This is a genomic window from Streptomyces chrestomyceticus JCM 4735, assembly GCF_003865135.1.
GTDB lineage: Bacteria > Actinomycetota > Actinomycetes > Streptomycetales > Streptomycetaceae > Streptomyces > Streptomyces chrestomyceticus.
Map to the genome: position 1 here is coordinate 6,134,949 of NZ_BHZC01000001.1, position 23,942 is coordinate 6,158,890.

Annotated in this window: 19 protein-coding genes; 2 read left to right on the forward strand and 17 right to left on the reverse strand. The window is 72.5% G+C overall.

Going from position 1 to position 23,942, the window contains the following annotated elements; all coding sequences use genetic code 11:
* Positions 1–48: 48 nt before the first annotated feature.
* The 13 genes from EJG53_RS26575 to EJG53_RS26630 form a co-directional block, all read right to left on the reverse strand.
* Positions 49–1,455: a vWA domain-containing protein gene (locus tag EJG53_RS26575; protein ID WP_125046965.1), complete on the reverse strand. Its 1,407-nt coding sequence runs from the start codon at positions 1,453–1,455 to the stop codon at positions 49–51.
* Between the two features lie 252 nt (positions 1,456–1,707).
* On the reverse strand, positions 1,708–2,535 hold the full coding sequence (locus EJG53_RS26580; protein WP_371858731.1) for a PP2C family protein-serine/threonine phosphatase: 828 nt from the start codon (positions 2,533–2,535) through the stop codon (positions 1,708–1,710).
* 1,110 nt (positions 2,536–3,645) lie between these two features.
* Positions 3,646–4,908: a tetratricopeptide repeat protein gene (locus EJG53_RS43975; RefSeq protein ID WP_371858732.1), complete on the reverse strand. Its 1,263-nt coding sequence runs from the start codon at positions 4,906–4,908 to the stop codon at positions 3,646–3,648.
* Entirely contained in the window at positions 4,905–6,683 is a 1,779-nt protein-coding gene (locus tag EJG53_RS43980; protein ID WP_371858733.1) for a serine/threonine protein kinase, read from the reverse strand. Before EJG53_RS43980 ends, EJG53_RS43975 begins: the two co-directional genes overlap by 4 nt.
* The gene (locus EJG53_RS26590; protein WP_174856460.1) at positions 6,680–8,029 is read right to left on the reverse strand and encodes a hypothetical protein; all 1,350 of its coding nucleotides are present in this window, start codon (positions 8,027–8,029) and stop codon (positions 6,680–6,682) included. The genes EJG53_RS43980 and EJG53_RS26590 overlap by 4 nt, the downstream gene beginning before the upstream one ends.
* A 393-nt stretch (positions 8,030–8,422) precedes the next feature.
* The gene (locus tag EJG53_RS26595; protein ID WP_125046971.1) at positions 8,423–9,412 is read right to left on the reverse strand and encodes a glutamate ABC transporter substrate-binding protein; all 990 of its coding nucleotides are present in this window, start codon (positions 9,410–9,412) and stop codon (positions 8,423–8,425) included.
* 20 nt (positions 9,413–9,432) lie between these two features.
* The gene (locus EJG53_RS26600; RefSeq protein WP_125046973.1) at positions 9,433–10,911 is read right to left on the reverse strand and encodes a hypothetical protein; all 1,479 of its coding nucleotides are present in this window, start codon (positions 10,909–10,911) and stop codon (positions 9,433–9,435) included.
* Positions 10,912–11,299: 388 nt separating this feature from the next.
* Positions 11,300–12,322 carry an N-acetylglucosamine kinase gene (locus EJG53_RS26605; RefSeq protein WP_371858734.1) on the reverse strand — a complete coding sequence of 341 codons (1,023 nt, stop codon included), beginning with the start codon at positions 12,320–12,322 and terminating at the stop codon, positions 11,300–11,302.
* Between the two features lie 22 nt (positions 12,323–12,344).
* Positions 12,345–13,637 carry a 6-phospho-beta-glucosidase gene (locus EJG53_RS26610; RefSeq protein WP_125046975.1) on the reverse strand — a complete coding sequence of 431 codons (1,293 nt, stop codon included), beginning with the start codon at positions 13,635–13,637 and terminating at the stop codon, positions 12,345–12,347.
* Positions 13,638–13,644: 7 nt separating this feature from the next.
* The gene (locus EJG53_RS26615) at positions 13,645–14,553 is read right to left on the reverse strand and encodes a carbohydrate ABC transporter permease (protein WP_125046977.1); all 909 of its coding nucleotides are present in this window, start codon (positions 14,551–14,553) and stop codon (positions 13,645–13,647) included.
* 6 nt (positions 14,554–14,559) lie between these two features.
* Positions 14,560–15,552 carry a carbohydrate ABC transporter permease gene (locus EJG53_RS26620; protein ID WP_125046979.1) on the reverse strand — a complete coding sequence of 331 codons (993 nt, stop codon included), beginning with the start codon at positions 15,550–15,552 and terminating at the stop codon, positions 14,560–14,562.
* Positions 15,553–15,564: 12 nt separating this feature from the next.
* Entirely contained in the window at positions 15,565–16,902 is a 1,338-nt protein-coding gene (locus EJG53_RS26625; RefSeq protein ID WP_174856461.1) for an ABC transporter substrate-binding protein, read from the reverse strand.
* Between the two features lie 256 nt (positions 16,903–17,158).
* Positions 17,159–18,295, reverse strand: coding sequence for an ROK family transcriptional regulator (locus EJG53_RS26630; RefSeq protein WP_125046981.1), 1,137 nt, complete (start codon positions 18,293–18,295; stop codon positions 17,159–17,161).
* A 413-nt stretch (positions 18,296–18,708) separates the two neighbouring features.
* Here EJG53_RS26630 and EJG53_RS42775 point away from each other — a divergent pair, with 413 nt between their 5' ends.
* Together EJG53_RS42775 and EJG53_RS26640 are read left to right on the forward strand one after the other, a co-directional pair.
* Positions 18,709–19,056 (forward strand): Scr1 family TA system antitoxin-like transcriptional regulator, encoded by a 348-nt coding sequence (locus EJG53_RS42775; RefSeq protein WP_244955679.1) that lies wholly within the window; start codon positions 18,709–18,711, stop codon positions 19,054–19,056.
* 164 nt (positions 19,057–19,220) lie between these two features.
* Entirely contained in the window at positions 19,221–19,418 is a 198-nt protein-coding gene (locus tag EJG53_RS26640; protein ID WP_125046985.1) for a DUF397 domain-containing protein, read from the forward strand.
* Here EJG53_RS26640 and EJG53_RS26645 read toward each other — a convergent pair.
* The 4 genes from EJG53_RS26645 to EJG53_RS26660 all read right to left on the reverse strand — a co-directional run bounded on the left by EJG53_RS26645 (position 19,412) and on the right by EJG53_RS26660 (position 23,891).
* The gene (locus EJG53_RS26645) at positions 19,412–20,041 is read right to left on the reverse strand and encodes an SUKH-4 family immunity protein (protein ID WP_125046987.1); all 630 of its coding nucleotides are present in this window, start codon (positions 20,039–20,041) and stop codon (positions 19,412–19,414) included. The two genes, EJG53_RS26640 and EJG53_RS26645, sit on opposite strands and share 7 nt — an antisense overlap.
* Before the next feature lie 156 nt (positions 20,042–20,197).
* Positions 20,198–22,342, reverse strand: a complete 2,145-nt coding sequence (locus EJG53_RS26650; RefSeq protein WP_125046989.1) for a xanthine dehydrogenase family protein molybdopterin-binding subunit — start codon at positions 22,340–22,342, stop codon at positions 20,198–20,200.
* Positions 22,339–23,361 carry an FAD binding domain-containing protein gene (locus EJG53_RS26655; protein WP_125046991.1) on the reverse strand — a complete coding sequence of 341 codons (1,023 nt, stop codon included), beginning with the start codon at positions 23,359–23,361 and terminating at the stop codon, positions 22,339–22,341. The genes EJG53_RS26650 and EJG53_RS26655 overlap by 4 nt, the downstream gene beginning before the upstream one ends.
* Positions 23,358–23,891 (reverse strand): (2Fe-2S)-binding protein, encoded by a 534-nt coding sequence (locus tag EJG53_RS26660; protein ID WP_125046993.1) that lies wholly within the window; start codon positions 23,889–23,891, stop codon positions 23,358–23,360. The genes EJG53_RS26655 and EJG53_RS26660 overlap by 4 nt, the downstream gene beginning before the upstream one ends.
* Positions 23,892–23,942 lie beyond the last annotated feature (51 nt).

A 23,942-nucleotide genomic window follows, 5' to 3' on the forward strand; every position in this document is an offset into this window, starting at 1 on the left:
GGATCTTCCCCCTCAGTACCGATTGTGTTCGGTAGTACGTCTAGTTTGTTATTTCTTGACGCGAACTGTCTTGGTCGAGCGCGTTTCGAGCGTCATCTCGTCCGCCTCTGTGACCTTCGCCTTCAGTCGCACAGTACCGGTCGCCGCATCGACGACGTCCACCACCTTCGCAAGCAGTTTCGCAGTGTCCTCGTTCCCGGACGCGCTCGCCAGTTGCACGGCCCGGCCCAGCTTCGCCGTGGCGCCGTCCGCATCGCCCGACTTGCGGGCATCCAGTCCCTGCTGGATGACCTGGGCCAGTTCGGCCTGTCCCGTGTAGTGGGCGACGTGCGGGTTGATACTGGTCGAAGCGGACATGTCGTCCGTCCAGATCGCGCGTACGAGCCCCTGGGCGAGCGTCCGCGTGCCGCCGTCGGGCGCGGGCAGGACGAGCGAGATCCGCGCGGCCAGCATCTCCTGGCCCACCTCGGCGGCCCGGACCCGTACGCACACGTGGTAGTCGCGGGACTCGTCGCCCCAGGAACCTGTCGGATAGTCGCCGGTCCGCGGGCCGGATTCGGTACGGCGGCCGGTCAGGTCCTCGACGGCCGGCGCCACCTGCTTCACGAAGGCGACCTGCGCGCCCTGCGGGGTCCACAGCCGCAGGGTGACGTCCGCCACCTCCTTGCCCATCGCGGCCTCCATCATCCGGGTGAAGTCGGCGGCCAGCCCGGCCGGGTCGGCGACGATGTCGGCCGTGCCGAGCAGCGCCGAGGCGATGCCGGTGACCTCCTTGACCTCCCAGTCCGTACCGACGCCGCGGGCGTCGCAGGTGAAGCGGCCGGCGCAGGCGTCGAGGGTGGCGCGCAGTTCCTGGGGCGACTCGTGTTCGTTGCGGCCGTCGGTGAGCAGGATGCCGTGCCGGACGGCGACGTCCGCGTCGGCCAGCAGCCGGTCGGCCAGCCGCAGCCAGGTGCCGATGGCGGTGCCGCCGCCGGCGCTCAGCTTGCGCAGCGCCTCCTTGGCCTGCGCGCGGGTCGTCGGGCCGGCGGTGGCGAGCCGCCCGCCGCCCGGGTAGACCTCGGCGGCCTGGTGCGTACCGGCCACCACGGCGAAGGCGACGCCGTCCCGTACGGTGTCGATCGCGGCGGCCGTGGCGTCGCGCGCGTTGCGCATCTTGGTGGGCGGGTAGTCCATCGAGCCGGAGCAGTCCACCATGATCACGACGGCTGCGTGCGGTGCGCCGCCGTGGGCGCGGGCGGTGCCGGTTCCCGTTCCGACCCCGACTCCGGCCCCTGCCGCGGTTCCGGCGGGGTCCGTGCCGGCCGCGAAGAGCGGCAGCCCGCCGCTGGTGCCGCCCCCGGTGGCGGTGACGGTGACGATGGCGTTCACCTCGCGCCCGCCCTCGGGCAGGTACGCGTTCTGGTACACCTCGGCGGCGAACCTCGGCACGCCGGACTTGGAGAAATTGGCCATCTGTTCCGCTCCTTTGTGCCGCCGCGAGGCTCCGCGGCGCAGTCGTCGCGGCGGTGAAGAGACACCTGGGCGGGCGGAAGTCCCCGTGATCATCCCCCCGTTGGCACCTTGCTCCTGCTGATGAGTACGGTCCGGACGGTTCCGGAGGTGCGGTGGTGGCTGCTGGTACGGGTCAGCCGGGCGGGGCCGGAAGCAGCACGGCTTCCGGCCACCGTGGCCGACGAGGGCGGGCGGCGCGCCCCGGGCGGACGCTCAGGCCGATCCTGCCCGTCCCGATGGCGCCGGGAACGGCACCACCGCCACTGTTACGTTGTCGTGGCCCCCGCCGGCGAGGGCGTGGGCGACCAGGGTCCGTGCGCTGTGCAGCGGCCGGTCGTGCGCGTCCCCCGGCAGCACCGCGGCCAGTTGCTCCGCGGCCTCCGCGTAGTTCCACAGCCCGTCCGTGCACACCACCACTACACCCGGTCCGTCGGGCTTGAAGGAAGCGGTGTGCGGTTCCAGTTCGTACGCGTCGGCGCCGAGCCAGCCCGTGATGGCGTGCGCCCGGTCGTCCGCGTACGCCTCCGCCTCCGACATCAGGTTGTTGGCGACCATCTGCGCCGCCCAGGAGTCGTCCTCGGTGAGGCGGACGGCGGGCGCGCTGCGGTCGTCGGGGACCCAGTACGCGCGGCTGTCGCCGACCCAGCCGATGACGAGCAGCCCACCGCCGACCACCGCGCCGACGAAGGTGCAGGCGGGAGCGTTCTGCTGGCGGTACGGGTCGTGCTGCTGGGCCTGGTTGGGCGCGGCGGCCAGGGCGTTGACGGACTTGGCGGCGGCGAGGATCGCGTCGTGCATGGCCCGCTGCGGGTGTGTACCGCCGGGCAGGGCGGCCAGCAGTGACCGCGCGGCGACTCCGGAGGCGGCGGCGGACGCGTCGTCGGGCCGCGAGGCGGAGGAGACGCCGTCGCAGACGATGGCGAGTACGGCGGGCGAGCCGTCCGGCAGCGTTCCTTCGGCGACCGCGAAGAAGTCCTCGTTGCGGTGGTGGCGGTGGCCCCGGTCGGTGACCGCCGCCACGCCCGGCAGCTCCCGCTCCATGTGGTCGCGTTCGCGTGGCTGGGCGTGACCGCAGTTCTCGCAGTAACCGTCGCCGGTGACCGTCCCCGCGTGGCAGAGCGCGCAGAGACTGGTGCCTTGGGCGGGGGTTTGGTGTTCGGGGGAGGAGGGGGTAGGAGTGGCGGGAGAGGTGGGAGAGGTGGGAGTGGCTGGGGGTTGGGCCGGTGGTTCTGCCGGTCCGCCGGGTGCCTGCGGGTGGGGCGGGCCCGCCGGATCGGCCGGGCCTGTCGAGGCTGCCGGGCCGGTCGGGCCTGCCGGGTCGGAGCCGTTCGCGTCCGCGGAGCGGTCCGCCGCCTCGGCGGCGAGGTCGTATCCGGCGATACGGGGGTCCGGCGCGCCACCGTGGGAGGCGGCGGCCCGGTGCGCATGCCCCCGTACGGACTACCGGCCGACGGCGGAACGCTCGCCTCCGCATGGGGCACCCGGGACTGTGCGTCACCCTGTGCGTGGACCTGCACGCCGACCCCGGCCGGCGCGTGGGCCTGCTGCCCTCCGTGCCCGTAGCCCGGCGAGACCGGCGGCGGTACGGGGGCGTGCGGGGGGTGTGGAGTGTGCGGAACGTGCGGGGCCTGCGCCGATCCGTTCGTGTGGGTGGAGCCCGACGCGTACGCGGGGCCGCTGTCGTGCCGGGCTCCCGTACCGTACGACGGGGTCGGTCCGCCGTACGATCCGCCGTACGACGGGGCCGGGACCGGCGCGGCCACCGGCGGCGGGACGGCTGCCGGCGGCGAGACGGACGGCGGCGACGGCGGTACGGACGACGAGGGCGGCACGGCCGGAGACACCGGAACCTGCCCCGGAGCCCCCGGAGCCCCCGGCGTCCCGGAAACCCCCGGCCCCCCTTGCCCCACCGCCGCCCCTCCCGCCCCCGGCATCAAGAACGACGCGGGCAGCGCGACGGGACCCGGCGGGGCGGCCCCCGTCCCGGGCGCGGGATGTGCCGTGCCGCCCAGCGGGACCGTGGGGCGGTCACCGGCCCCGTCCGGCCCGGTGGGTGCCACGACGTCGGCGCCGCAGAATCCGCAGTAGTTGTCCCCCGGTTCGAGCGGCTCGCTGCAGCTCGCACACCGGAACGGCCCTGTCACACCCATGTCACACCCACGTCCTGGGGCGGAAGCGGTTGGCCCGTTCCACCAGCTCGATCCTTTCCTCGCCGCGCTGCGCCAGCCGGGCGAGCAGTCTGAACGACCGCTCCAGGCCGAGCCGCAGGCCGCGTTCGTCCAGTGCGCTGCCGAGCAGACCGGGCCGGGCGGCGGCGCCGCCGGAACCGGGGCCGCGGGCCCCGGACGGCAATGTACGCCCCTGCTGCTCGGCACCGCGGCTACCGGAGAGTACCCAGTCGAGGGCACAGCCCAGCACTTCGGTCGTCAGTTGTTCGCGGCGCTCCGCGTCCAGCCCGGAGTCCGCCAGCCGCTCGACCTGCCCGGCCGCCGACCGCAGATCCTCCAGCAGTGCGTCGTGGGCGGGACGTTGCCGCAGCCGGGCCCGGACGGCCGCGATGCGCGCCGCAGTGTAGTGAATGGAGGACTCCGGTACGGATTCCAGGGTGGCCACGGCCCCGGCCCGGTCGCCGGCCGCCAGCCGTACCCGGGCCAGCCCGAACGCCGCGCTGACGTAACTGTGGTCGGTGGCCCACACCAGCCGGTAGTACTCCGCCGCGTTGTCCAGTTGCCCCAGCACCTCGGCGCAGACGGCGAGCGCCAGCTTCGGCGCCGGCTCGCCGGGGAAGGCGTCGTACATCGCGTCGAACGACAGGGCCGCCGTCTCGCGGTCGTCGTTCGTCAGCGCCACCAGGCCGCGGTACCAGACCACCCGCCAGTCCTCGTCCCAGCCCTGGCCGGGCTCCGTCTCGACGGCGCGCAGTTCGCGCAGGGCCGCCGCGCCGTCCCCCAGCTCCAGGTGGGCCCGCAGCCTGCGCAGCCGGGTTTCCATGGTGTCGGCGGGGGCCGCGCGCAGGGCGCCGAGCAACTCGGCGGGGGCGGCGGCCAGCAGGCCGGCCAGGAAACCCGCGTTCGGGTCGGCGGGGTCGACGCGCGGTACGGGCAGGGCGAGGACGGCGAGGCCGGTGTCGAGCGGACGGAGAACGGGCGCGCCGCGCACGCTGCCGGGCGTCACGGCCGCCACCCCGGAAGCGCTTCCGACAGCGCTCCCGGCGGACGTGGTGAAGGCAGGCCCGGCCAACGCTTCGGCGCCGCCGCTCATCGTCTGCGGCCCGGTGGCCGACGTGACTTCGTACGCGACCTGCGCGGGAACAGCGGCCTGCGCGGCTACAGCGGCCTGGGAGGCGCCGGCCGGCTGCGCGGAGATGCCGGCCGCCGCACCACCGCCCTCACCCGCACGTACACCCGCCCTCACCCCCACACCCCGGGCGCCCCGATCCCGCTGGCCGGACCGACCACCACCTGCCTCTTCCGCCCCATCCACCCCTTTCGCCCCACCGGAACCGCACGCCCACCGAGCAGCGACGTGTCCCCCTCCGCGCGCGCCACCACGTCCGTGTCCACGACCCGCAGCTCCGGCCCGAACAGCGTGGACAGCGCGGGCCGCTGCTCGCCCGTCCGGAGCGCCATGACCTCCCGCAGCACCCCCGTCAACTGCTCGGCCATCTCCGCCGCCGACGAGAACCGCCGCGCCGGGTCGGGGTCGGTGGCCCGTACCAGCAGCCGGTAGAAGGACTCGTACGTACGGAAGACCTCGATGTTGTCGGGGTCGGGCAGCGAGTCCACGAAGACGTTCGTGTAGCCCTGGAAGTCGAAGGTGAGCACGGCGAGGGTGCGGGCGACCGTGTAGAGGTCGGAGGCGACGGACGGGCCCGCGGCGGCGACCTCGGGCGCCTGGTAGCCGATCGTGCCGTAGATCGCGCTCTCGTCGTCGTCCATCCGGCGGACCGCGCCCATGTCGATCAGCTTGAGCTGGTCGTTCTGCTGGATCGCGTTGTCCACCTTGAAGTCGCAGTACAGGAGGTTACGGCTGTGCAGGTGGCCGAGCGCCTCCAGGGCCTCGATGCCGTACGCGCACGCCTGCTCGACCGGCAGCGGGTCGCGGCGTCCGCGCGCCGTACGCCGCTCGTTGGCGATGTCCTTGAGGGACTTGCCGCCGACGTACTCCATGACGATGTAGCCGTCCAGGCTGCCGGTCGTACGGTCCAGGTGCTCGACGAAGTTGTAGATGCGGACGATGTTGGAGTGCTCGATCTCGGCGAGGAAGCGGCGTTCGGACGCGGCCACCGCGAGGGCTTCCTCGTCGCCGGTGTCCAGCAGGCCCTTGAGCACCACCCACCGGTCGGAGACCGCGCGGTCGATCGCCAGGTAGATCCAGCCCAGGCCGCCGTGCGCCAGACAGCCGACGACCTCGTAGCTGCCGTGCACCACGTCGCCGGGGCGCAGCTTGGGCACGAAGCTGTACGGGTGGCCGCACTTGGTGCAGAAACCTTCCGTACGGCCCGGGCGGTCGCCCCGGGCCCGGCCCACGGGGGCGCCGCAGTCGCCGCGGCTGCAGAACCGCTTCCGCTCGGGGACCTCCGGGTTCTCCAGGACGGCCGTACGCGGGTCCGGACGCGGTACTTCCGGCACCGCCACCAGCCCGGCCCCCAGCCGCCCGCGGGACGGCCCGGACCCGGCACCTGAGCTGCGCCCCGCGCTGCGTACCGACACGGACATCGAACGCGTCGAGGCGCCCGGCAGGGAGCGGGAGAGGCGCCCGGAGACGGAGCGCCGCGAGGTCGAGGAACGGCCGGTGGCACGAGCGGAAGCGGATGCGGACGTACGCCCGCCGACGGACGTCTCGGTGCCGGCACCGGAGCCGGAGCCGGCACCGGAGCCGCGCCCCTCCGCCACCCCGCCCCCGGTGGAACCACCGGCCCCACCGGAACTACCGGCCCCACCGGAACCACCGAGACCTCCCGAACCCCCCGAACTCTCATACCCCCCAGCCCCCACAGCCCCGGCCACCCCCCGCCGCGCCGCAGTCACCCCCGTGGGCGGCGAGCCGACCATCCCCTCCGGTGACACCACCGGCGCCAGGCCGCAGGTGTCGCAGTAGCGTTCGCCGCCGCCCACGTCCTCGTACGTGCCCGGGCACTCGCGCCGCTGGCACGCGACGCCGCCGGCCCGCTCCTCGCTCTCGCTCATGTTCCCCCCTGTGGTCCGTCCGCCGGTCCGCCACCCGGTCCCGGCGGCTGGAGCGCCTCGGCCACCGTCCGCTGGTAGCGCAGTACCGCCTGTTCGGCGACCCGCAGGTCGCACGGGGCGCTCCACAGCATCCGCCGCGCGGCGTCGTAGCGCTCGATCAGCAGCGGGTCCTCGGCCAGGCCGTGCCGGGCGGCCTTCGCCTTGTACGCGTCCAGACGGCCGCGGAGTTCGGCCCGTACGGCCAGCGGGGCGGTGACCGCCGTCAACGATTCGCGGGCCCGGTGGAGTTCGTCCTCGGCGCGCTGTTCGAGGCTGTCGAGCAGGGGGGAGAGGCGGTGCCACTGGGCGTGCCGGCGGTACTCGGCGGCGGTGGACAACTGTTCGTGCAGCGCCGTGGGCGGGCCGCTGACGGCGGGCACCTCGGACGCGGCGATCTTCGCGAGCACCTCGCCGCGGGCCTGCCGCGCCTCGGTGAGCGTCCGGTCCGCGCGGGAGAGCACGTCGCGCAGCCGCATCAGCCGCCGCTCGGCGTCCTGCCGTACGTCCAGGACCGCTTCGATCTCCCGCCGGGCGTCCTCCAGGGCGAGCGCCGCGCGGTCGTAGCGGGCGGTGTCCGGGCGGCCGCCGCCGGGCGCGGCGCTGCGGTCGGCGTCCGGGACCCAGTAGGCGAGGGGGTCGGACACCACCTGGGCGCGCAGTTGCGTCAGTTCGTACGTGATGCGCTCCAGGTCGTCGCCGGCCGGGTGCTCCCCGGGACGTACGCCGACGGACCGCGCCAGGGACAGGGTGCGGCGCAGCTCGGCGGCGAGCAGGTCTATCCGGGCGGGCAGCGCGGACCATACGGCGTCGGCGGAGACGATCACGTCCAGCGCCGACGCGTACAGGCCGTTCATCCGCTCGACCAGTTCCTCCAGGCTGAACTGTTCGCTCAGCCGGGCCGGGCCGCCGCCGGCCTGCGGTGTGCCGCCGCCCGCGGCCGCGCCGGAGACGGTGACGCGGGTGCCGCGCAGCAGTTCGGTCAGTTCGGCGAGGTCGTCGGGGGACGGCCAGCGGCGCCGGGCGCGCAGTTCGCGGGCGGTGGCGAGCGTTTCGGTGTACGCGTCGAAGTGCGCCCACAGGACGGTGATGGACTGTTCGGTGGCGGCCCAGCGCTCCTTGGTGAGGCCGGTGAGTTCGGCGCCCTCCAGGAGTCTGCGGCCCGCGTGGTCCTGCAGCGCGAGCAGCGAGGTCTCGATCGCCTCGTACTCGGCAGCGAGCCGGCTCAGGGCGCGGTCCACCTCCTCCCGGCTCAGCACCGGATCTTGGGACTTCCCCGGAGAGCCGGGGAAGGGTCCAGGGGCCCCCATCGATCACCTCTCCAAAGTGCGTGCGGTGCGTGCGGTGCGCGGCGGTCGTGACAGTCGTGACGGTCGTCCCGGCGGTCGCGGTATGTGCAGCCGGTGCGGCGGTCGCGTACGCCGGTTGCGTACGGCCCGGTACGGAGCGGGTGCTTCCGTACGGCCCTGCCGCATGCGGGCAACTGCGTGCGGTCCGGCCGCATGCGGGCCCGCCGCATGCCCCCGCTGCCTCCCCTCCTTCCGGCCCCGCGCCCGCGGTGCTCCTTCCATGGTGACGCGGCCGGCGGGCGGACGCCGGTCCGCGACGTGCCGCCGGTCCGCCGCATGCCCGGCCCGGCCGTGCCGCCCGGCCCCGGGCCGTCCGCCCTCACTGTGCGCCGCGGCGCCCGTCCCCCGCACGGATCAGTCGCTGTACTGGGGCTCGGGCGCCTTCGTTATGCCGGGCAGGTCCGCCTGCAGCCACTTCTTGTAGGCGGCCATCCACCGGCTCCCGCTGCCGCCGCCGCGGTAGTCCTCCAGCACCTTGTTGACCCGCCGCACCAGGTCGGTGTCGGCGCGGTTGACCGCGACCCCGTACGGCTCGTCGGTGAACGGCTTGCCCTTGAGCTGCACCGTCGGGTCCTGCGCGGCCTGCGCGGCGGCCAGCGCGTTGTCGGTCACCACCGCGTCGGCCTCGCCGAGCTGCAGGCGCACCAGGCAGTCGAGCTGGTTCGGGACGGTCACGACCCGGGCGCCGTGCCGCTCCTCGGCGAGCCGGGCCTCGCCCGTGGAACCGGCTGCCGTACAGACCCGTTTGCCCTTCAGCGAGTCGTCGAAGGCGGTGATCGAGGAGTTCTTCGGCGCGAGGACCTGCTGTCCGCCCTGGAAGTACGCGGTCGAGAAGGCGACCTGGCGTTTGCGGACGCAGTTGATGGTCATGGTCCGAACGACCAGGTCGACGGTGCGCTCCTGGAGGGCGGGGATGCGCTGGTTGGTGGGGATCGCCCGGAACGTGATCTTCGGGTCGGGGCCGAGGATGTCCTCGGCGATCGCCCGCACCAGATCGATGTCGAAGCCCTCCAGGTCACCGGTGGCCGGGTTGCGGTAACCCCAGCGGTAGGTGTTCTGGTCGACGCCGACGATCAGCCGGCCCCGGGCCTTGATCCGGTCCACCGCGGGGCCGCCGTCCGGGGAGGGCCGCAGGCTCGCGGCGGCGTTGCCCGGGGTGCAGTCCGCGGCCGTGGCGTCGGCGTGGGCGGTGCTCGTCCCGTGCGGCAGGGGGCGGGGCGCCGGGGTGTCAGCGCCGAGCACCGGGACGAGGACGGCGGCGGCCGCCGCCATCACGCACACGCCCGCCGCCACCGGGGCCAGCGCGGCCCGCAGGTTCCGCAGACCCCTCGCGCGCTTCGTCATGTCGCCATCACCAGGCCCCATCACCGGTACTCCGAAAGCCTGCGCCCGATGCCCAGCACCGCGCCCGTCGCGCCCAGGACGGCCAGCACCACGGCACCGGCCGCCAGCCCGCCCAGCGCCCCGCGCCCGTCGTCGGCGGCCCGCCGGAACTGCTGCTGCTCATGGGCCAGGGCCTGGGCCAGCCTGCTGTCCACCCGGTCGAAGGACTGGCCGGTCGCCGCCTCGCCGCCGATCACCTTGGCCAGCGCCCGGTCGTAGTCCCCCTGGTCGTCCGCGGTACGGGCCTCGGCGTGGCGCGCCTGCCACTGCCGTACGGTCTCGACGGCTTCCCGGACGGGGCGCCGGCCCGTGTCGTCGTCCGCGAGCGTCAGGGCCGTGCCCAGTCTGCTGTCCGCCGCGGCGGCGCCGGACCGGCCGGGGCCCGCCAGGTCCCGCATGCCGGTGCGGTAGCCGACCTCGTAGAAGTCCTGCTGGTCCTTGGTCACCACGGCGCCGCGCGCGACCAGGGTGAGGTTCTCGTCACCGCGGGCCTGGAGGGCGTCGATGCGGGCCTCGTTGAGGACCTTCAGCGATCTGGCGCCGCTGTCGTACGACGTGTTCATGCCCGAGCGGGCCACGGAGTGCCCGGCCACCAGCCACAGCAGCACGACGGCCGAGGCGGTCGTGGCGGCCAGCAGACCGCGGTTGAACACGCGGTTCGTCCGCCGGTAGTTGCGGCGCTGGGCCCAGGCGAGGGCGCCGAGCGCCAGCACTCCGGTGGCGAGCGCGAGCCAGGGCCACGCCTTCGCGGCGTCGTAGTCCTCGCCCAGGCGCGCCGTCTCGGTCGTGTACAACCCGCGCGCCGCCGGGAGGAGTTCGTCGCGCATCTGCGCGTTGGCGTAGCGCAGGTAGGCGCCGCCGAGGGGGAGGCCCTGCCGGTTGTTGGTGCGGGCCGTCTCGACCAGGCCCGTGTACCGGGGGAGGAGGCTGTTGAGCTTGCCTATCTGGCGGGCCGCGGCGTCCGAACCGCTGGTGTTGGACGACGCCTTGGCCAGCAGCCGGGCGGCCGTCGCGATGTCGTTCTCGTACCGGTCGCGGGTGGCCTGGGTCTCCTTGCCGCCCGCCAGGAAACCGGCGGCGGCGGTGGTGTCGGCGTCGGCGAGCGAGCGGTAGATGTCCGCCGCGTCCGCGGTCAGCGGCTGGCTGCGTTCCACGACGTCGCGCGCGGCGGCGGACCGGTCGGCGACCTGCCAGGCCGTGGCGGCGCCGAACGCCAGGACGAGGAAGGCCAGTACGGCGCCGATGATCCGCAGCCGTCCGGGCTCGGTCGTGGCCGTGGCCCGGAGCTGGTCCACCCCGTCGGCCCAGGCGGTACGCCGCCGGGCGGCCTGGGCGGGGTCCGCGCCGCCCGGGAACGTGCCGCCGAGGCCGGCGCCCGTACCGACGGAAGAGGCGGCGGAGCCGGTGGCGCGGCCGGACGGCGACGTCGGCGGCGCAGTGCCGGTCTGCGGGTTGGACACGGAACCTCCCCCTGGTCGCGGACGGCGGCCCCGGCCCCGTGCGACGGGCGCACGGGAACAGATGCACGGCCAGCAGTCAGTATGGCCGCAGGGACTGACAACCACACCGTCAATGCCTGGATCATGTGCGGATCAGGCCCCTCCGAATCCTCCCGTCCGGTGGGCGTTTCCCCCGTCCTCGCCCTCCACCACGCGCAGGCCGCCGGGCGCGGTTCCCGAAATGGGCACGCCTGTACGGGTTTTCGGCGTACGAGCCCGCTCCGTACGAGATCCCCGGAGTACGGCTTCCCGCGTACGGCAACCCCGGCGTACGGCCCCCGCGTACGAACGGCCGGTAGCGCCCCCCGAGCCGCGAGGCGCCCCTCGGCCGACCCCGACAGCGCACCCCTCAGACGAACTCCCCCCGCACCCGCGCATACGCTTCCGCCCCTGCCCCCGCCCGGTCCAGCGCGTGCAGGGCGGCCCCCAGGACCGGCGGCGCCGTCACCACACGGGGATCCGCCTTCGGGGCGCGTTCCGCCAGGAGTTGGGTCACCTGGTCGTGCAGGAGCGGATGCCGGGCGGCCAGGACGCCGCCGCCCAGGATCACCGGCGTCCGCTCGTTGAGCAGGCCCAGCCGGTCCAGCGCGACCGACGCCAGCAGCGCGACCTCCTCCGCCTGCCGCGTCACCAGGGCTTGCGCGACCGCGTCGCCGGACGCGGCCACCGCGAACAGCAGCGGCGTCAGCCCGTAGCGGCGCTCGCGCGGGATGCGGCCCAGGTGCAGCGCCTCGATCAGTTCCGGCATGGTGGCCAGCCCGAAGTAGGCGGGCACCTCGCGGGCGAGCGCGCTCGGCTCGCCGCGTCCGTCGTCGGCGCGCGCGGCCCACCACAGGGCCTCTTCGGCCAGGTGCCCGCCGCCGCCCCAGTCGCCGGATATCCGCCCGATGGACGGGAACCGCGCGGTGCGGCCGCCGTGCCCCAGCCCCACGCAGTTGATGCCGGCGCCGCACACCACGGCGACGCCGACGGGTTCGACGCGGTCCGGGAGCCCGGCGCGCAGCAGCGCGAAGGTGTCGTTGCCGACCGTGACCGTACGGGCCCAGCCGTACGAGGTGATCTCGGCAGCCAGTTCGGTCTCCTCGGCGGGGAGATCGGCGTTGGCCAGGTAGGCCGACACCTGGCCCACCGGGCCGGTCACGCCGGCCCGTTCCCGTACCGCGTCCACCAGGACGGCCAGGTCGCCGACGGCCCGCGCCACGCCGACCACCGGCGGCTGGAAGCCGCCGCCGCGGGCCGTCGCCAGCACCGTGCCGTCCGCGCCGACCAGCGCCACGTCGGTCTTGCTGTTGCCCGCGTCGACGGCGAGCGCCAGGCCGTCGGCGGCGCGCGCCGGACCGCCGGAGGGCGACGTACGCGTCTCCCCGGACACCGCCCCGCCCCCTCGGCTTCGCTCAGAGCCACGTGAGGTGCTCCCGGTTGTGCGCGATCAGTTCGTCGGTCAGCCGGTCCGCGTACGCGATCTGGCCGATGAGCGGGTGGGCGAGCAGCGCCTCGAAGACCCGGTCCCGGCCGCCCTTGAGGGCCGCTTCCAGCGCGAGGTGCTCGTACGCCGTGACGTTGGCGATCAGGCCGGAGTACAGCGGTTCCAGCGGCCGTACGGGCAGCGGCTTCGCCCCGGCCGCGTCCACCGTCGCCGGTACCTCGATCACCGCGTCGTCGGGCAGGAACGGCAGCGTGCCGTTGTTGAACGTGTTGACGATCTGCACGTCCCCGGTGTCACCGAGCAGCGCGGAGGTCAGTGCCACGGCCGCCTCCGAGTAGAACGCGCCGCCGCGCTTGCCCAGCAGCTCCGGCTTCTCGTCCAGCGACGGGTCGCCGTACATGTCCAGGAGCTGCTTCTCGATGGCCGCGACCTCCGCCGCCCGCGACGGCTTGCTGCGCAGCTCCTCCACGACCTCGTCGTGCTGGTAGTAGTAGCGCAGGTAGTACGACGGTACGACGCCGAGCCGCTCCACGAGGGTGCGCGGCATGTGCAGGTCCTCGGCGATGGCCGCACCGTGCTCGGCGATCAGCCGGGGCAGCACGTCCTCGCCGTCCACCTTCACCGACCGCTCCCACGTCAGGTGGTTCAGCCCGACGTGCTCCAGCTCGACCCGCTCCGGCGCGATGCCCAGCAGCCGCGCGAACTTCCGCTGGAAGCCGATGGCCACGTTGCACAGGCCGACGGCCCTATGGCCGTGCGACAGCAGGGCCCGGGTGACGATGCCGACGGGGTTGGTGAAGTCCACGATCCACGCGTCGGGATTACGGCGGCGGATGCGCTCCGCGATGTCCAGGACGACCGGGACGGTGCGCAGCGCCTTGGCCAGACCGCCCGCGCCGGTGGTCTCCTGCCCGACGCAGCCGCATTCCAGCGGCCAGGTCTCGTCCTGGTTGCGGGCGGCCTGCCCGCCCACGCGCAACTGGAGCAGGACCGCGTCGGCGCCGTCCACGCCGGCGTCGACGTCGGACGTCCAGGAGATCCGGCCCGGGTGGCCCTGCCGGGCGAAGATCCGCCGGGCCAGGCCGCCGACCAGGTCCAGCCGGTCGGCGGCCGGGTCGACCAGGACCAGTTCCGCCAGCGGCAGCGCGTCCCGCAGCCGGGCGAACCCGTCGATGAGTTCGGGGGTGTAGGTCGATCCTCCACCGACCACGGCGATCTTGAGATGGGGGTGCGGGGGCGTTCCCCCGGCGGACGACAGCATGAATCGATCAGCCCTTCACTCCGGTGAGCGTGACGCCTTCGACAAAAGCCTTCTGGGCGAAGAAGAAGACGATGATGACGGGAGCCATGACGAGCAGGGTCGCGGCCATGGTCAGGTTCCAGTTGACGCTGTGCGCGCTCTTGAACGATTCGAGTCCGTAACTCAACGTCCAGGCGGCGGGATTCTGTGCGGCGTAGATCTGCGGTCCGAAATAGTCGTTCCAGCAGTAGAAGAACTGGAACAGGGCGACGGCCGAGATCCCCGGCTTCGCCATCGGAACGACGATGCGCAGCAGCGTACGGACCTCACCGCAGCCGTCCACCTTCGCCGACTCCAGATACTCCTGCGGAATCGTCAGCAGGAACTGCCGCAGCAGGAAGATGGAGTACGCGTCACCGAACGCCATCGGGATCAGCAGCGGCCACAGCGAACCGGACAGGTGCAGTTGCTGCGCCCACACCAGGTACATCGGGATCACGACGACCTGCGGCGGCAGCATCATCGTCGAGATCACCAGGACCATCGCCGTACGCCGCCCGCGGAAACGGAACTTGGCGAGCGCGTAGGCCACCGGAATCGCCGAGCAGACCGTGAACAGCGTGCCAAGGCCCGCGTACATCAGCGAATTCTTCCACCAGTCCAGGAAGCCCGGTGTGCTGAAGACGGTCGCGTAGTTGGACCAGTTCCACTCGTGCGGCCACAGTTCCCCGCTCATCGCCTGGTCGTCGCTCATGACGGAGGTCAGGAAGACGAACACGAACGGCAGGACGAAGAACAGCGCCGCGGCGATCGCGACGGCGTGCACGGCTATCCAGTGCAGCAGCCGCTTGCGGCGGGCGCGGGCCGCGGCGGGCCCCCGGTCGGCGGAGCCGGTACGGGCCGGCGCGCCGCCCGCCCTCAGGGTCGTCGTGGTCATGTCGGTTCAGTCCTCCGCCGGGAGCAGGCCGGCGCGCTTGCGCATCAGCAGGGTGGTGACGGCCATCGCGATCACGAAGAGCACGAGCGAGAGCACGCACGCGGCGCCCGTGTTGAAGTTCTGGAAGCCGAGCGAGTAGACGAGCTGCGGCACGGTGAGGGTGGAGTGCTCCGGATAGCCGGGCTGGATGACCGAGCCGGGGCCGATGTTCACCCCGGAGGCCAGCTTCCCGGCGACCAGCGCCTGCGTGTAGTACTGCATGGTCTGCACGACGCCGGTGACCACCGCGAACATCACGATCGGCGTGATCGACGGCCAGGTCACGTACCGGAACTTGGCCCAGGCGCCGGCCCCGTCCAGCTCCGCCGCCTCGTACTGCTCCTTCGGGACGTCCAGCAGCGCCGCCATGAAGATCACCATCAGGTCGCCGATGCCCCACAGGGAGAGCAGGACCAGCGACGGCTTCGCCCAGGCCGCGTCGTTGAACCAGCCGGGCGCCGGGATGCCGACGGCCTCCAGCAGCCCGTTGACCGGGCCGGTGCCGGGGTTGAGCAGGAAGACGAAGGCGACCGTCGCCGCGACCGGCGGAGCGAGATACGGCAGGTAGAACGCCGTACGGAAGAGCCCGACACCCGATTTGACCTTCGTGACGAGCAGCCCGATCCCGAGGCCGAAGATCACGCGCAGCGCGACCATCACCACGACCAGCCAGAGCGTGTTCCACAGTGCCGGGCCGAACAGCGGCATCTGCGTGAAGACGTACTTCCAGTTCCGCAGCCCGACGAACGACGGCTGCTGGATCTGGTTGTAGTGCATGAACGAGAAATAGACCGTGGCGATGAGCGGGTAGCCGAAGAAGACGCTGAAACCGACCAGCCAGGGAGAGAGGAAACCGAGCGTACGCAACCGCTGGCGGGTGTGCTTGCGGCGCAACGCGGGAGCTTTGCGGAGCGGCGCGGCGGTGGCCGCCGGGCGCTCGGGGGATTCGACGAGGGACATGGCAGGGCTCCGTCAGTTCACGGACTGGAGATTGTCGGTGTCTATCTGGGCGTCGAGCTCACGCAGGCCCCGGTCGAGGTCGGGCACTTTCCCGGCCTCGACGTCGTACGAGAAGTCCTGCAGCGACACCACGTACTGCCCGCCGTTGACGGACGGCGGCAGTGCCGTACTGTGCGGATTCCGCGCGATGTCGATGAAGGTGCGGAACGCCGGATCGGCGTCCAGTTTCGGCGACTTGAGCGCCGCGAACGTGGACGGCACATTGTGGATGGCATTGGCGAACCGCACCACCTGGTCCGTGTCCGTCGTCAGGAACTTCACCAGCTCCCACGCCGCGTTCTGGTGCTTGCTGCTGTGCGCGATCCCCGCGACCGTGCCGGTCAGGAAGCCGCGGCCGTACGTGTCCGCCTGGTCGTCCGGCACCGGCAGCGGCGCCGTCCCCCAGTCGAACTTCGCCTTCCCCTCCTCCAGCATCAGGCCGCGCCATTCGCCGTCCAGGTGCATGGCCGCCTTCTGCGTCATGAAGGAACTCTGCGACGACATCTCGTCACCGAACGTCGTACGGAACTTCTCCAGCGCGGCATACCCGCCCTGTGCGGCGATCAGCTCCCGCTGGGTGGCGAAGAACTGCTTGCTGCGCGGGTCCTTCGAGAGCCGAGCCTTCCCCTCACTGTCGAAATACTTCGGCCCCCACTGCGCGAACAGCCGGTCCGGACTGTTCTGGTACAGCCGGAAGTTGGGGACGAACCCGGCCCGCTCCAGCGATCCGTCCGGCTTCCGCTTGGTCAGCTTGGCCGCGTCCCGCTTGAACTCGGACATGGTGCGCGGCGGCCGCTCGATACCGGCCTCCCGGAACGCGTCCTTGTTGTAGTACAGCCCGTAGGAGTCCGCGAGGAGCGGCAGAGCACACTGATTCCCCTGATAACTCGTGTACTCCCGGAACGTCTTGGGGAAAACCTTCTCCTTCACCAGCCCCGTCTTCTTCATGAACGGGTCGAGGTTCACCCACATACCGGACGAGCAGTACTGCCCCACATTGTTGGTGGTGAACGACGACACCACGTCCGGAGCGTCGTCCCCGCCGGCCCGCAGCGCCTGGTTCACGGTTGCGTCGGAGACGTTGTCGACCGTCTTCACCGTGATGTTCGGATGCAGCTTCTCGAAACGGGCGATGCTGTCGTCGATCGCCTTCACCTCGGCTGTGTTGGACCAGCCGTGCCAGAACTTCAGGGTGACGGGCTGGGTGGGGTCGTCGCGATCGCTGCCGACGCTCGGATTGGCACAGCCCGAAAGAATCAGACCGGCTCCGGCGAGCGCCGCCGACAGGCAGATGCGCATACGCGGACGCATGGCGGACTTCCTTTACGGCAGGGGTGATGACAGAAGGTGCTGCGAATACTGCGCTGTACGGGGCTCTCGCCGGTGACGGTGACGGCCGTAACGGTGTCCGGCGGGATGCGGCCGCGCCCGGAAAGCACGGAGCCGTAGCGGCTTGCGCGTCCGGCAGGCACGGAGCCGTACCGGCTCCCGCTCCCGGTGTTCCCGGCCGCGCGGACGCGGCGGCCGGCGGATAATCGGCCCGTCACGTCACCGCTGTACCGTCTCATCAGGCCGTGTCGAACACGGAGTTGCGAGCCTCGGCGAGTGCCGTTCGCAGCGCGCCGATGAGAATCGGATTCCCCTCGATATTGCTGAGCCGGAGTTCCGGACGGGGCAGCGCCAGCCCGGTGAACTCCCCCTCGACCAGCTCCCGCAGGGGTTCGCCGCCCGCCTGGGCGACCTCGCCGGAGAGCACCACCAGCCGGGGGTCCACGACGGCGACCACCGCGGCCAGCCCGGTCGCGAGCCGCCGCGCGACCTCGGCCCGTACCCCGTCGTCGGCCAGCGCCTCCTCGACCGTGCGAGCGTCCCGCATCCCGTACTCCTGGGCCAGTTCCACCACGCTCGGCGCCCCGACGAGGCGCTGGAAGCCCCCGCCGGCGTCCGGCCGGGCCGCGCTGCGGTCGCCGTCCCGCGCGAGCGGCGCGTCCGGCAGCGGCATGTAGCCGATCTCGCCCGCGCCACCGGTGGCCCCGCGCAGCAACTGCCCGCCGAGCACGATGGCCGCGCCGACGCCCTCGTCGGCCCACACCAACACAAAATCATCAAAATCCTGCGCGGCCCCGTCGTGCTGCTCGGCGACCGCCGCCAGATTCACATCATTCTCGATGACAATCGGCACGCCCAGCACCCCGGCCAGCTCTTCGCGGAGCGTCCGCGACTGCCAGCCGGGCAGGTGCGGCGCGTACCGCAGCACCCCGGTCTGCGGATCGAGCGCACCCGGCGTCCCGATCACCGCCCCGTGCAGCCGCTCCCGCTCCAGCCCGGCCTTGGCCAGCGCGCCGTCCACGGCGGCCGCCACGAGCCGCGCCGTCCTGCCCGGCGCCCCCTCGTCCACGGCATCCGTACCGACCCGCTCCTCACCGAGCACCCGCCCGGTGACGTCGGCGACCGCGGCGCTGATCCCGCACTGGTCGACGGCGAGCGCGGCCACGTACGCGGCATCCGGAGCGACCTCGTACAACTGCGCGTTGGGCCCCGGCCGCCCGGTCACGTTCCCCGTCGTCCGCACCAGCCCGGCCGCCTCCAGCCGCCCCAGCAACTGCGAGGCGGTGGGCTTGGACAGCCCGGTCAGCTCCCCGATCTGGGTCCGCGTCAACGGCCCCTGCGCCACGAGCAGGTCGAGCGCGGCCCGGTCGTTCATGGCCCGCAACACCCGCGGCGTCCCAGGAGCCCCCTGCCCGCCCTGCCCTACGGCCATGACGCCCGCCCCGCCTCTCGCTGTGCGATCTGTTAAGAAAGTTTCCAATCGATGCACAGGAACGTAGGCGCCGCGTCAGCACCCCGTCAATGGGTCTGGACCACTGACTTTCAGCGCGGCCCAGACGGTCTTCCCCGGGCCTGCCCCGAGGGCCACGCCCCCGTCGTCCGCGAGTACGTCGACGATCGCCATGCCTCGGCCGTGCTCGTCGAACGGCCCAGGAGACCGGACGACGGGCGTACCTCCCCGGCGTCCGTGGGGCCGAGCCCTTGAGAGGCGGCCCATTCCGGCGGCTCCGCATGCTCGACCTGGGCCTTCGCCGGTTTCGGGAGGAAGCGATGAGTTGCGCAGGTGGAATGCAGTGGATTCTCGGTCGCGGCGAACGTACGGCGTGCGGGACGCGACCGCACTTGAGCGTCTCGCCATCTTGGCACGTACCGCGAACGGCCGCCGTCGGGGTCCAAGTAAGGCTGGCCCGCCAGGAACGCCTCGCGGACGAACCGATGCTCACCATGTGGCCCGTGGTGACCGAAGACGTACTGCTTCAGCAGGTCGGCGGCCCGACGGTGGTGCGAGCCCAGCTCGAACACCTTCCGGCGATGGCTGAGGAGCCGAACGTCACGGTCCAGGCCTCGCCGTTCTCCCCGGGCGCACACGCAGGTATGTTCGGGTCCTACCTGCTGCTGAGCTTCGCGCGAATGTAGGCGCTGGACGTCGTACGAGCGGCGAACCCCACCGGAGCGGCCTGGCCGGAGCGGGGGCCGGAGGTGCCGCGCTACCGCGAGCTGCTCGCCGACGTCCGTACGCACGCACTTTCACCTACGGCATCACCGGCCTGGATCAAGCGCATCGCCAAGGAGCCCCGAGCATGAACCCTGTAAACACCCCCTGGCGCAAGAGCACGTACAGCGGAGGCCAGGACGAATGCCTGGAGATAGCCGACGGCCTCCCGCCCTGCTCACCCGTGCCCATACGCGACAGCAAGCGCCCCGACGGGCCGCACCTGCTCTTCTCCGCTCCCGTCTGGGCAGCCTTCGTCGACGCCTTGAAAGCGGCCCGCTACTGATCCTCCAGCCGCTCGCATATCGCCTCCAGGAAGCGGCAGCCGTCGACCGGCTCTATTCGGTCGATCAGCTCACGGACCTCGCGCAGGGCGGCCTCCCGGTCGTCCTCGTCGTCCCCGACGAGACGGGTCTTGTAGGTCGTCAGCAGGCCCAGGACACCCGCGAGCAGCGGCAGGCTGTCGATGACGTGGCCCGCGTAACCTGCGCCGTGGTCCCAGCCGTTCGGGTCGTACAGGGTGATGCTGCCGGTGTCGCCCAGCAGCATCAGGCTGTACCCCATCGAGTCGCCCATCCCGTAGGCGTACGACTTGGGCGGGGAGTCGTCGTCCGGGTAGCGGTTGCCGAACAGTTCGTCCGGGTCTTCCTCCCAGGGGCCGTCCTCGACCAGGTCGGTGGAGTCGAAGTCGATGAAGTCCAGGTGGACGGACGGGAAGCCGACCCGGGTGAGGAACGTGCGGCTTTCCTCGTCCTCCAGGCGCTCGGGCAGTTCGTCCGCCTTCGGCCGCCACAGCGACCCGGCGCCGAATATCGACTCCAGCCACTCCGCCGTCGGCTCCACGGCCGCAGCCAACAGCGCTTCCCGGTCCGCATCGCCACGGCTCTCCTGCCGCACGGTCTCGCTCATCAGCCGGCCCCCGTACCTTCCGTCACCGTTCCGTCTTGCTGTGACCAGTGAACCGCACGGCACTGACAATCGACCGCCGAGGCGTAGGCGTAGGCGGAGGCAGAGATATAGGCACAGGCAGCGCGGACGGCACCACGGCTCCGTCCCGCCCGCCCCTCACCCCTCCCGCATCCCCTCCAACACCTTGTCCAACGTCACCGGCACCTCCCGCACCCGCACCCCCGTCGCATGCCGGACCGCGTTGACGACGGCCGCCGCCGTCCCCGTGATGCCGATTTCGCCGACGCCCTTGGCGCCCAGGGGATTGACGTACGGATCGTCCTCGTCGATCCAGTGGGCCTCGATCCGCTGGACGTCCGCGTTGGCCGTGATGTGGTAGTTCGCCAGGTCGTGGTTGACGAGGAGGCCGTAGCGCGGGTCCGTCACCGTTTCCTCGTGGAGGGCCATGGACAGGCCCATCGTCATGCCGCCGATCAACTGGGAGCGGGCGGTGCGTGGGTTGATGATGCGGCCGGCCGCGAAGACGCCGAGGAGGCGGGGGACGCGTACCTCGCAGGTGTCGGCGTCCACCCGTACTTCGGCGAACTGCGCCCCGAAGGCGTGCATGGCGAAACGTTCGGCGTGCGGGTTGCCGGGCGTTTCGGCCTGGGCGTGGTCGCCGGGGGACGGGTCGTGGCCGTGGCGTTTGCGGAACGTCTGGGCCGCCGCCACGATCGCGGAACCCCACATCGCCGTCCCGGAGGACCCGCCCGCGACGGTCGCCTTCGGGAGCGCGGTGTCGCCGATGCGCAGTTCGACGCGGTCGTAGGGGACGTCCAGCGCGTCGGCGGCGATCTGGGCGAGTACGGTCCAGGCGCCGGTGCCGAGGTCGGCGGCGGCGATGTCGACCCGGTAGCGCCCGTCGTCCCGGTACTGGACCGCGGCGACCGAACCGGGCTGGCGGTTGACGGGGTAGGCGGAGGAGGCGACGCCCGTACCGATCAGCCAGCGGCCCTCGCGCCGCACCCCCGGGCGTGGGTCGCGGTCCTGCCAGCCGAAGCGGCGCGCGCCCTCGCGCAGGCAGGCGACCAGGTTGCGGCTGGAGAAGGGCTTGCCGGTCTCCGGGTCCGTCGGCGCGTCGTTGCGGACGCGTACGTCGACCGGGTCCAGCCCGAGGCGTTCGGCGAGTTCGTCCATCGCGACCTCGGGCCCGAACATGCCGGGGCACTCGCCGGGCGCCCGCATCCAGGACGGCACGGGCACGTCCAGGGCGGCCAGGCGGTGGGTGGTCCTTCGGTGCGGCGCCGCGTACAGGGTCCGGGTCGGGTTGGCGGACTGCTCGGCGAACTCCTTGATGCGCGAGGTCTGCTCGACCGCGTCCATGCCGATGCCGGTCAGCCGCCCGTCGGCGCCGGCCGCGAGCCGTACCCGCTGGTACGTGGGGGTGCGGTAGCCGACGAGGGTGAACATCTGCTGCCGCGTCAACGCGAACTTGACCGGCCGTCCGGGCACCGCTCGCGCGGCCAGCGCCGCCAGCACCGAGTGGGCGTGCGGCTCGCCCTTCGAACCGAAGCCGCCGCCGACGTACGGGCAGATCATGTGCACCCGCGCCCGGTCCAGGCCGAACACCTCGGCCAGCGTGTCGCGGTGCCCGTGCACACTCTGGCTGGAGTCGTACAGCGTCAGCTCGTCGCCCTGCCACACGGCGATCGTCGCGTGCGGCTCCATCGGGTTGCAGTGGGTCATCGCGGTCACGTACGTCTCGTCCAGCGCGATCGCACCCGGGTCCGCCTGGGCCGCCTCCATGGCGGCGTCCAGATCGCCCAGCTCACTGTCCGTACCTGCCCCACCGTTGGCCGTCTCCGGCCGGTACAGCTCACTCTCGCCCGGTTTGAGTTCGGAAGCGTGTGCTTCCTCGGCGTACGTGATGCGCACGAGCGACGCCGCCTCCCGGGCCGCCTCCGGGGTCTCGGCCACCACCGCCCCCACGATCTGCCCGCGGAACGCCACCTCGGGCTCCTGGAGGATCGCCAGCTCCGCGTCGTCCGTGGACGCGAGCCGCTCGGCGTTCTCGTACGTCAGTACGGTGATGACGCCGTCCTCCTGGCGCGCGGCCTCCGTGTCGACGGCCGTGATGCGGCCGCGCGGGACGGCGGACAGCACGGCGTGCGCGTAGCAGGGACGTTCCATCGGGTGCTCGAAGGCGTACGGGGCCCGGCCGAGCACCTTGTCGCGGGCGTCGGCGCGTTCCTGGTCGGCGCCGACGGTACGGGGGCGGGCGGCCGGGTCCGGGGTCCGGCTCTCGGACGTACGTGTCGTCATCGCGATCCCTCCAGGCCGGCGGCCCCCGGCGTCTCCGGCACCAGCTCGCGTACCACCGCGACCAGCGTGTTCTGCACAAGCGGAACCTTGAACGCGTTGTCCCGCAGCGGATGCGCGTCCGCCGTCTCCGCCTCGGCCGCTGCCCGGCAGTTCTCCTCGGTGGCCGGCAGCCCGCGCAACGCCTCTTCGGCTCGCTCGGCCCGCCACGGCTTGTGCGCGATGCCGCCCAGCGCGATCCGTGCCTCCCGTACGGTGCGGCCGTCGTCCTCCAGGTCGAGCGCCACCGCCACGGAGACCAGCGCGAAGGCGTACGAGGCACGGTCGCGCACCTTGCGGTAGCGGGAGCGGGCGGCGTACGGCAGCGCGGGCAGCTCGACGGCGGTGATCAGCTCGCCGTGCTGCAACACCGTGTCGCGGTGCGGCGCGTCACCGGGCAGCCGGTGGAACTCGGTGAGCGGGATGCGGCGCTCGCCGTCCGGGCCGAGCGTCACGACCACCGCGCCCAGGGCGGACATCGCCACCGCCATGTCGGACGGATGCACGGCCACACAGTGCGAGGAGGCGCCCAGGATGGCGTGGTAGCGGGTCCAGCCCTTCAGGGCGGCGCAGCCGGAGCCGGGATCGCGCTTGTTGCAGGGCGCGCTGGGGTCCTGGAAGTAGGCGCAGCGGGTGCGCTGGAGGAGGTTGCCGCCGGTGGTCGCGAGGTTGCGGAGCTGCCCGGAGGCGCCGGACAGGAGGGCCTGGGAGAGGACCGGATAGCGCGACCGTACGGCGGGGTGCGCGGCCAGGTCGGCGTTGCGTACGTTCGCCCCGATCCGGAGGCCGCCGCCGTCCAGCTCCTCCACCTGGTCCATGGGCAGCCGCGTGACGTCGACCAGCAGGTCGGGGGCGGTGATCCCGAGCTTCAGGTGATCGACGAGGTTGGTGCCGGCGCCGAGGAACGCGGCACCCGGGTGCGCCGCCACGGTGGCCACGGCCCCGGCGGCGTCGGCGGCCCGCTCGTACCGGAACGGCTTCACCGGCCCGCTCCCGCTGCCTCGGCGGCGGCCGCGACGGCCGGAACGATGTTCACATACGCCCCGCAACGGCACAGGTTGCCGCTCATCCGCTCGGCGATCTCGTCATGATCCAGCGCTTCCGGCGAAATGTCTCCTTCGGCACCCACCTCGGTGACCACACTGGGCCACCCCTGCGCCGCCTCCCGCAGCACCCCGACCGCCGAACAGACCTGGCCCGGCGTGCAGTACCCGCACTGGAGCGCGTCATGGTCGACGAACGCCTGTTGGACAGGATGCAGCTCGTCGCCTTCACCCAGCCCCTCGGCCGTGGTGATCTCCGCCCCGTCGTACGACACGGCCAGCGCGAAACAGGTCGTCGCCCGCCGCCCGTCGAGCAGCACGGTGCACGATCCGCACTGCCCGTGGTCGCACCCCTTCTTGGGACTGGTGATCCCCAGCCGCTCCCGCAACGCGTCGAGCACGGTGGTCCGCGTGTCCACCGTCACCTCGTGCGTCTGCCCGTCGACGCGCAGTCTGATCTCGGTCTCCATGGTCAGCCGAGTCACCAGGGAGAAGGGCGGTAAACGACTGCATGTGGGTGA

Coding starts and splice junctions, on each gene's coding strand:
- EJG53_RS26590 (WP_174856460.1), bottom strand. CDS start 8,029: ATGGGGGCCCCTGGACCCTTCCCCGGCTCTCCGGGGAAGTCCCAAGAT.
- EJG53_RS26640 (WP_125046985.1), top strand. CDS start 19,221: ATGAACCCTGTAAACACCCCCTGGCGCAAGAGCACGTACAGCGGAGGC.
- EJG53_RS26615 (WP_125046977.1), bottom strand. CDS start 14,553: ATGACCACGACGACCCTGAGGGCGGGCGGCGCGCCGGCCCGTACCGGC.
- EJG53_RS26660 (WP_125046993.1), bottom strand. CDS start 23,891: ATGGAGACCGAGATCAGACTGCGCGTCGACGGGCAGACGCACGAGGTG.
- EJG53_RS26580 (WP_371858731.1), bottom strand. CDS start 2,535: ATGGAGCGGGAGCTGCCGGGCGTGGCGGCGGTCACCGACCGGGGCCAC.
- EJG53_RS43980 (WP_371858733.1), bottom strand. CDS start 6,683: ATGAGCGAGAGCGAGGAGCGGGCCGGCGGCGTCGCGTGCCAGCGGCGC.
- EJG53_RS26610 (WP_125046975.1), bottom strand. CDS start 13,637: ATGCTGTCGTCCGCCGGGGGAACGCCCCCGCACCCCCATCTCAAGATC.
- EJG53_RS26625 (WP_174856461.1), bottom strand. CDS start 16,902: ATGCGTCCGCGTATGCGCATCTGCCTGTCGGCGGCGCTCGCCGGAGCC.
- EJG53_RS26595 (WP_125046971.1), bottom strand. CDS start 9,412: ATGACGAAGCGCGCGAGGGGTCTGCGGAACCTGCGGGCCGCGCTGGCC.
- EJG53_RS42775 (WP_244955679.1), top strand. CDS start 18,709: ATGCAGTGGATTCTCGGTCGCGGCGAACGTACGGCGTGCGGGACGCGA.
- EJG53_RS26645 (WP_125046987.1), bottom strand. CDS start 20,041: ATGAGCGAGACCGTGCGGCAGGAGAGCCGTGGCGATGCGGACCGGGAA.
- EJG53_RS26620 (WP_125046979.1), bottom strand. CDS start 15,552: ATGTCCCTCGTCGAATCCCCCGAGCGCCCGGCGGCCACCGCCGCGCCG.
- EJG53_RS26650 (WP_125046989.1), bottom strand. CDS start 22,342: ATGACGACACGTACGTCCGAGAGCCGGACCCCGGACCCGGCCGCCCGC.
- EJG53_RS26630 (WP_125046981.1), bottom strand. CDS start 18,295: ATGAACGACCGGGCCGCGCTCGACCTGCTCGTGGCGCAGGGGCCGTTG.
- EJG53_RS26575 (WP_125046965.1), bottom strand. CDS start 1,455: ATGGCCAATTTCTCCAAGTCCGGCGTGCCGAGGTTCGCCGCCGAGGTG.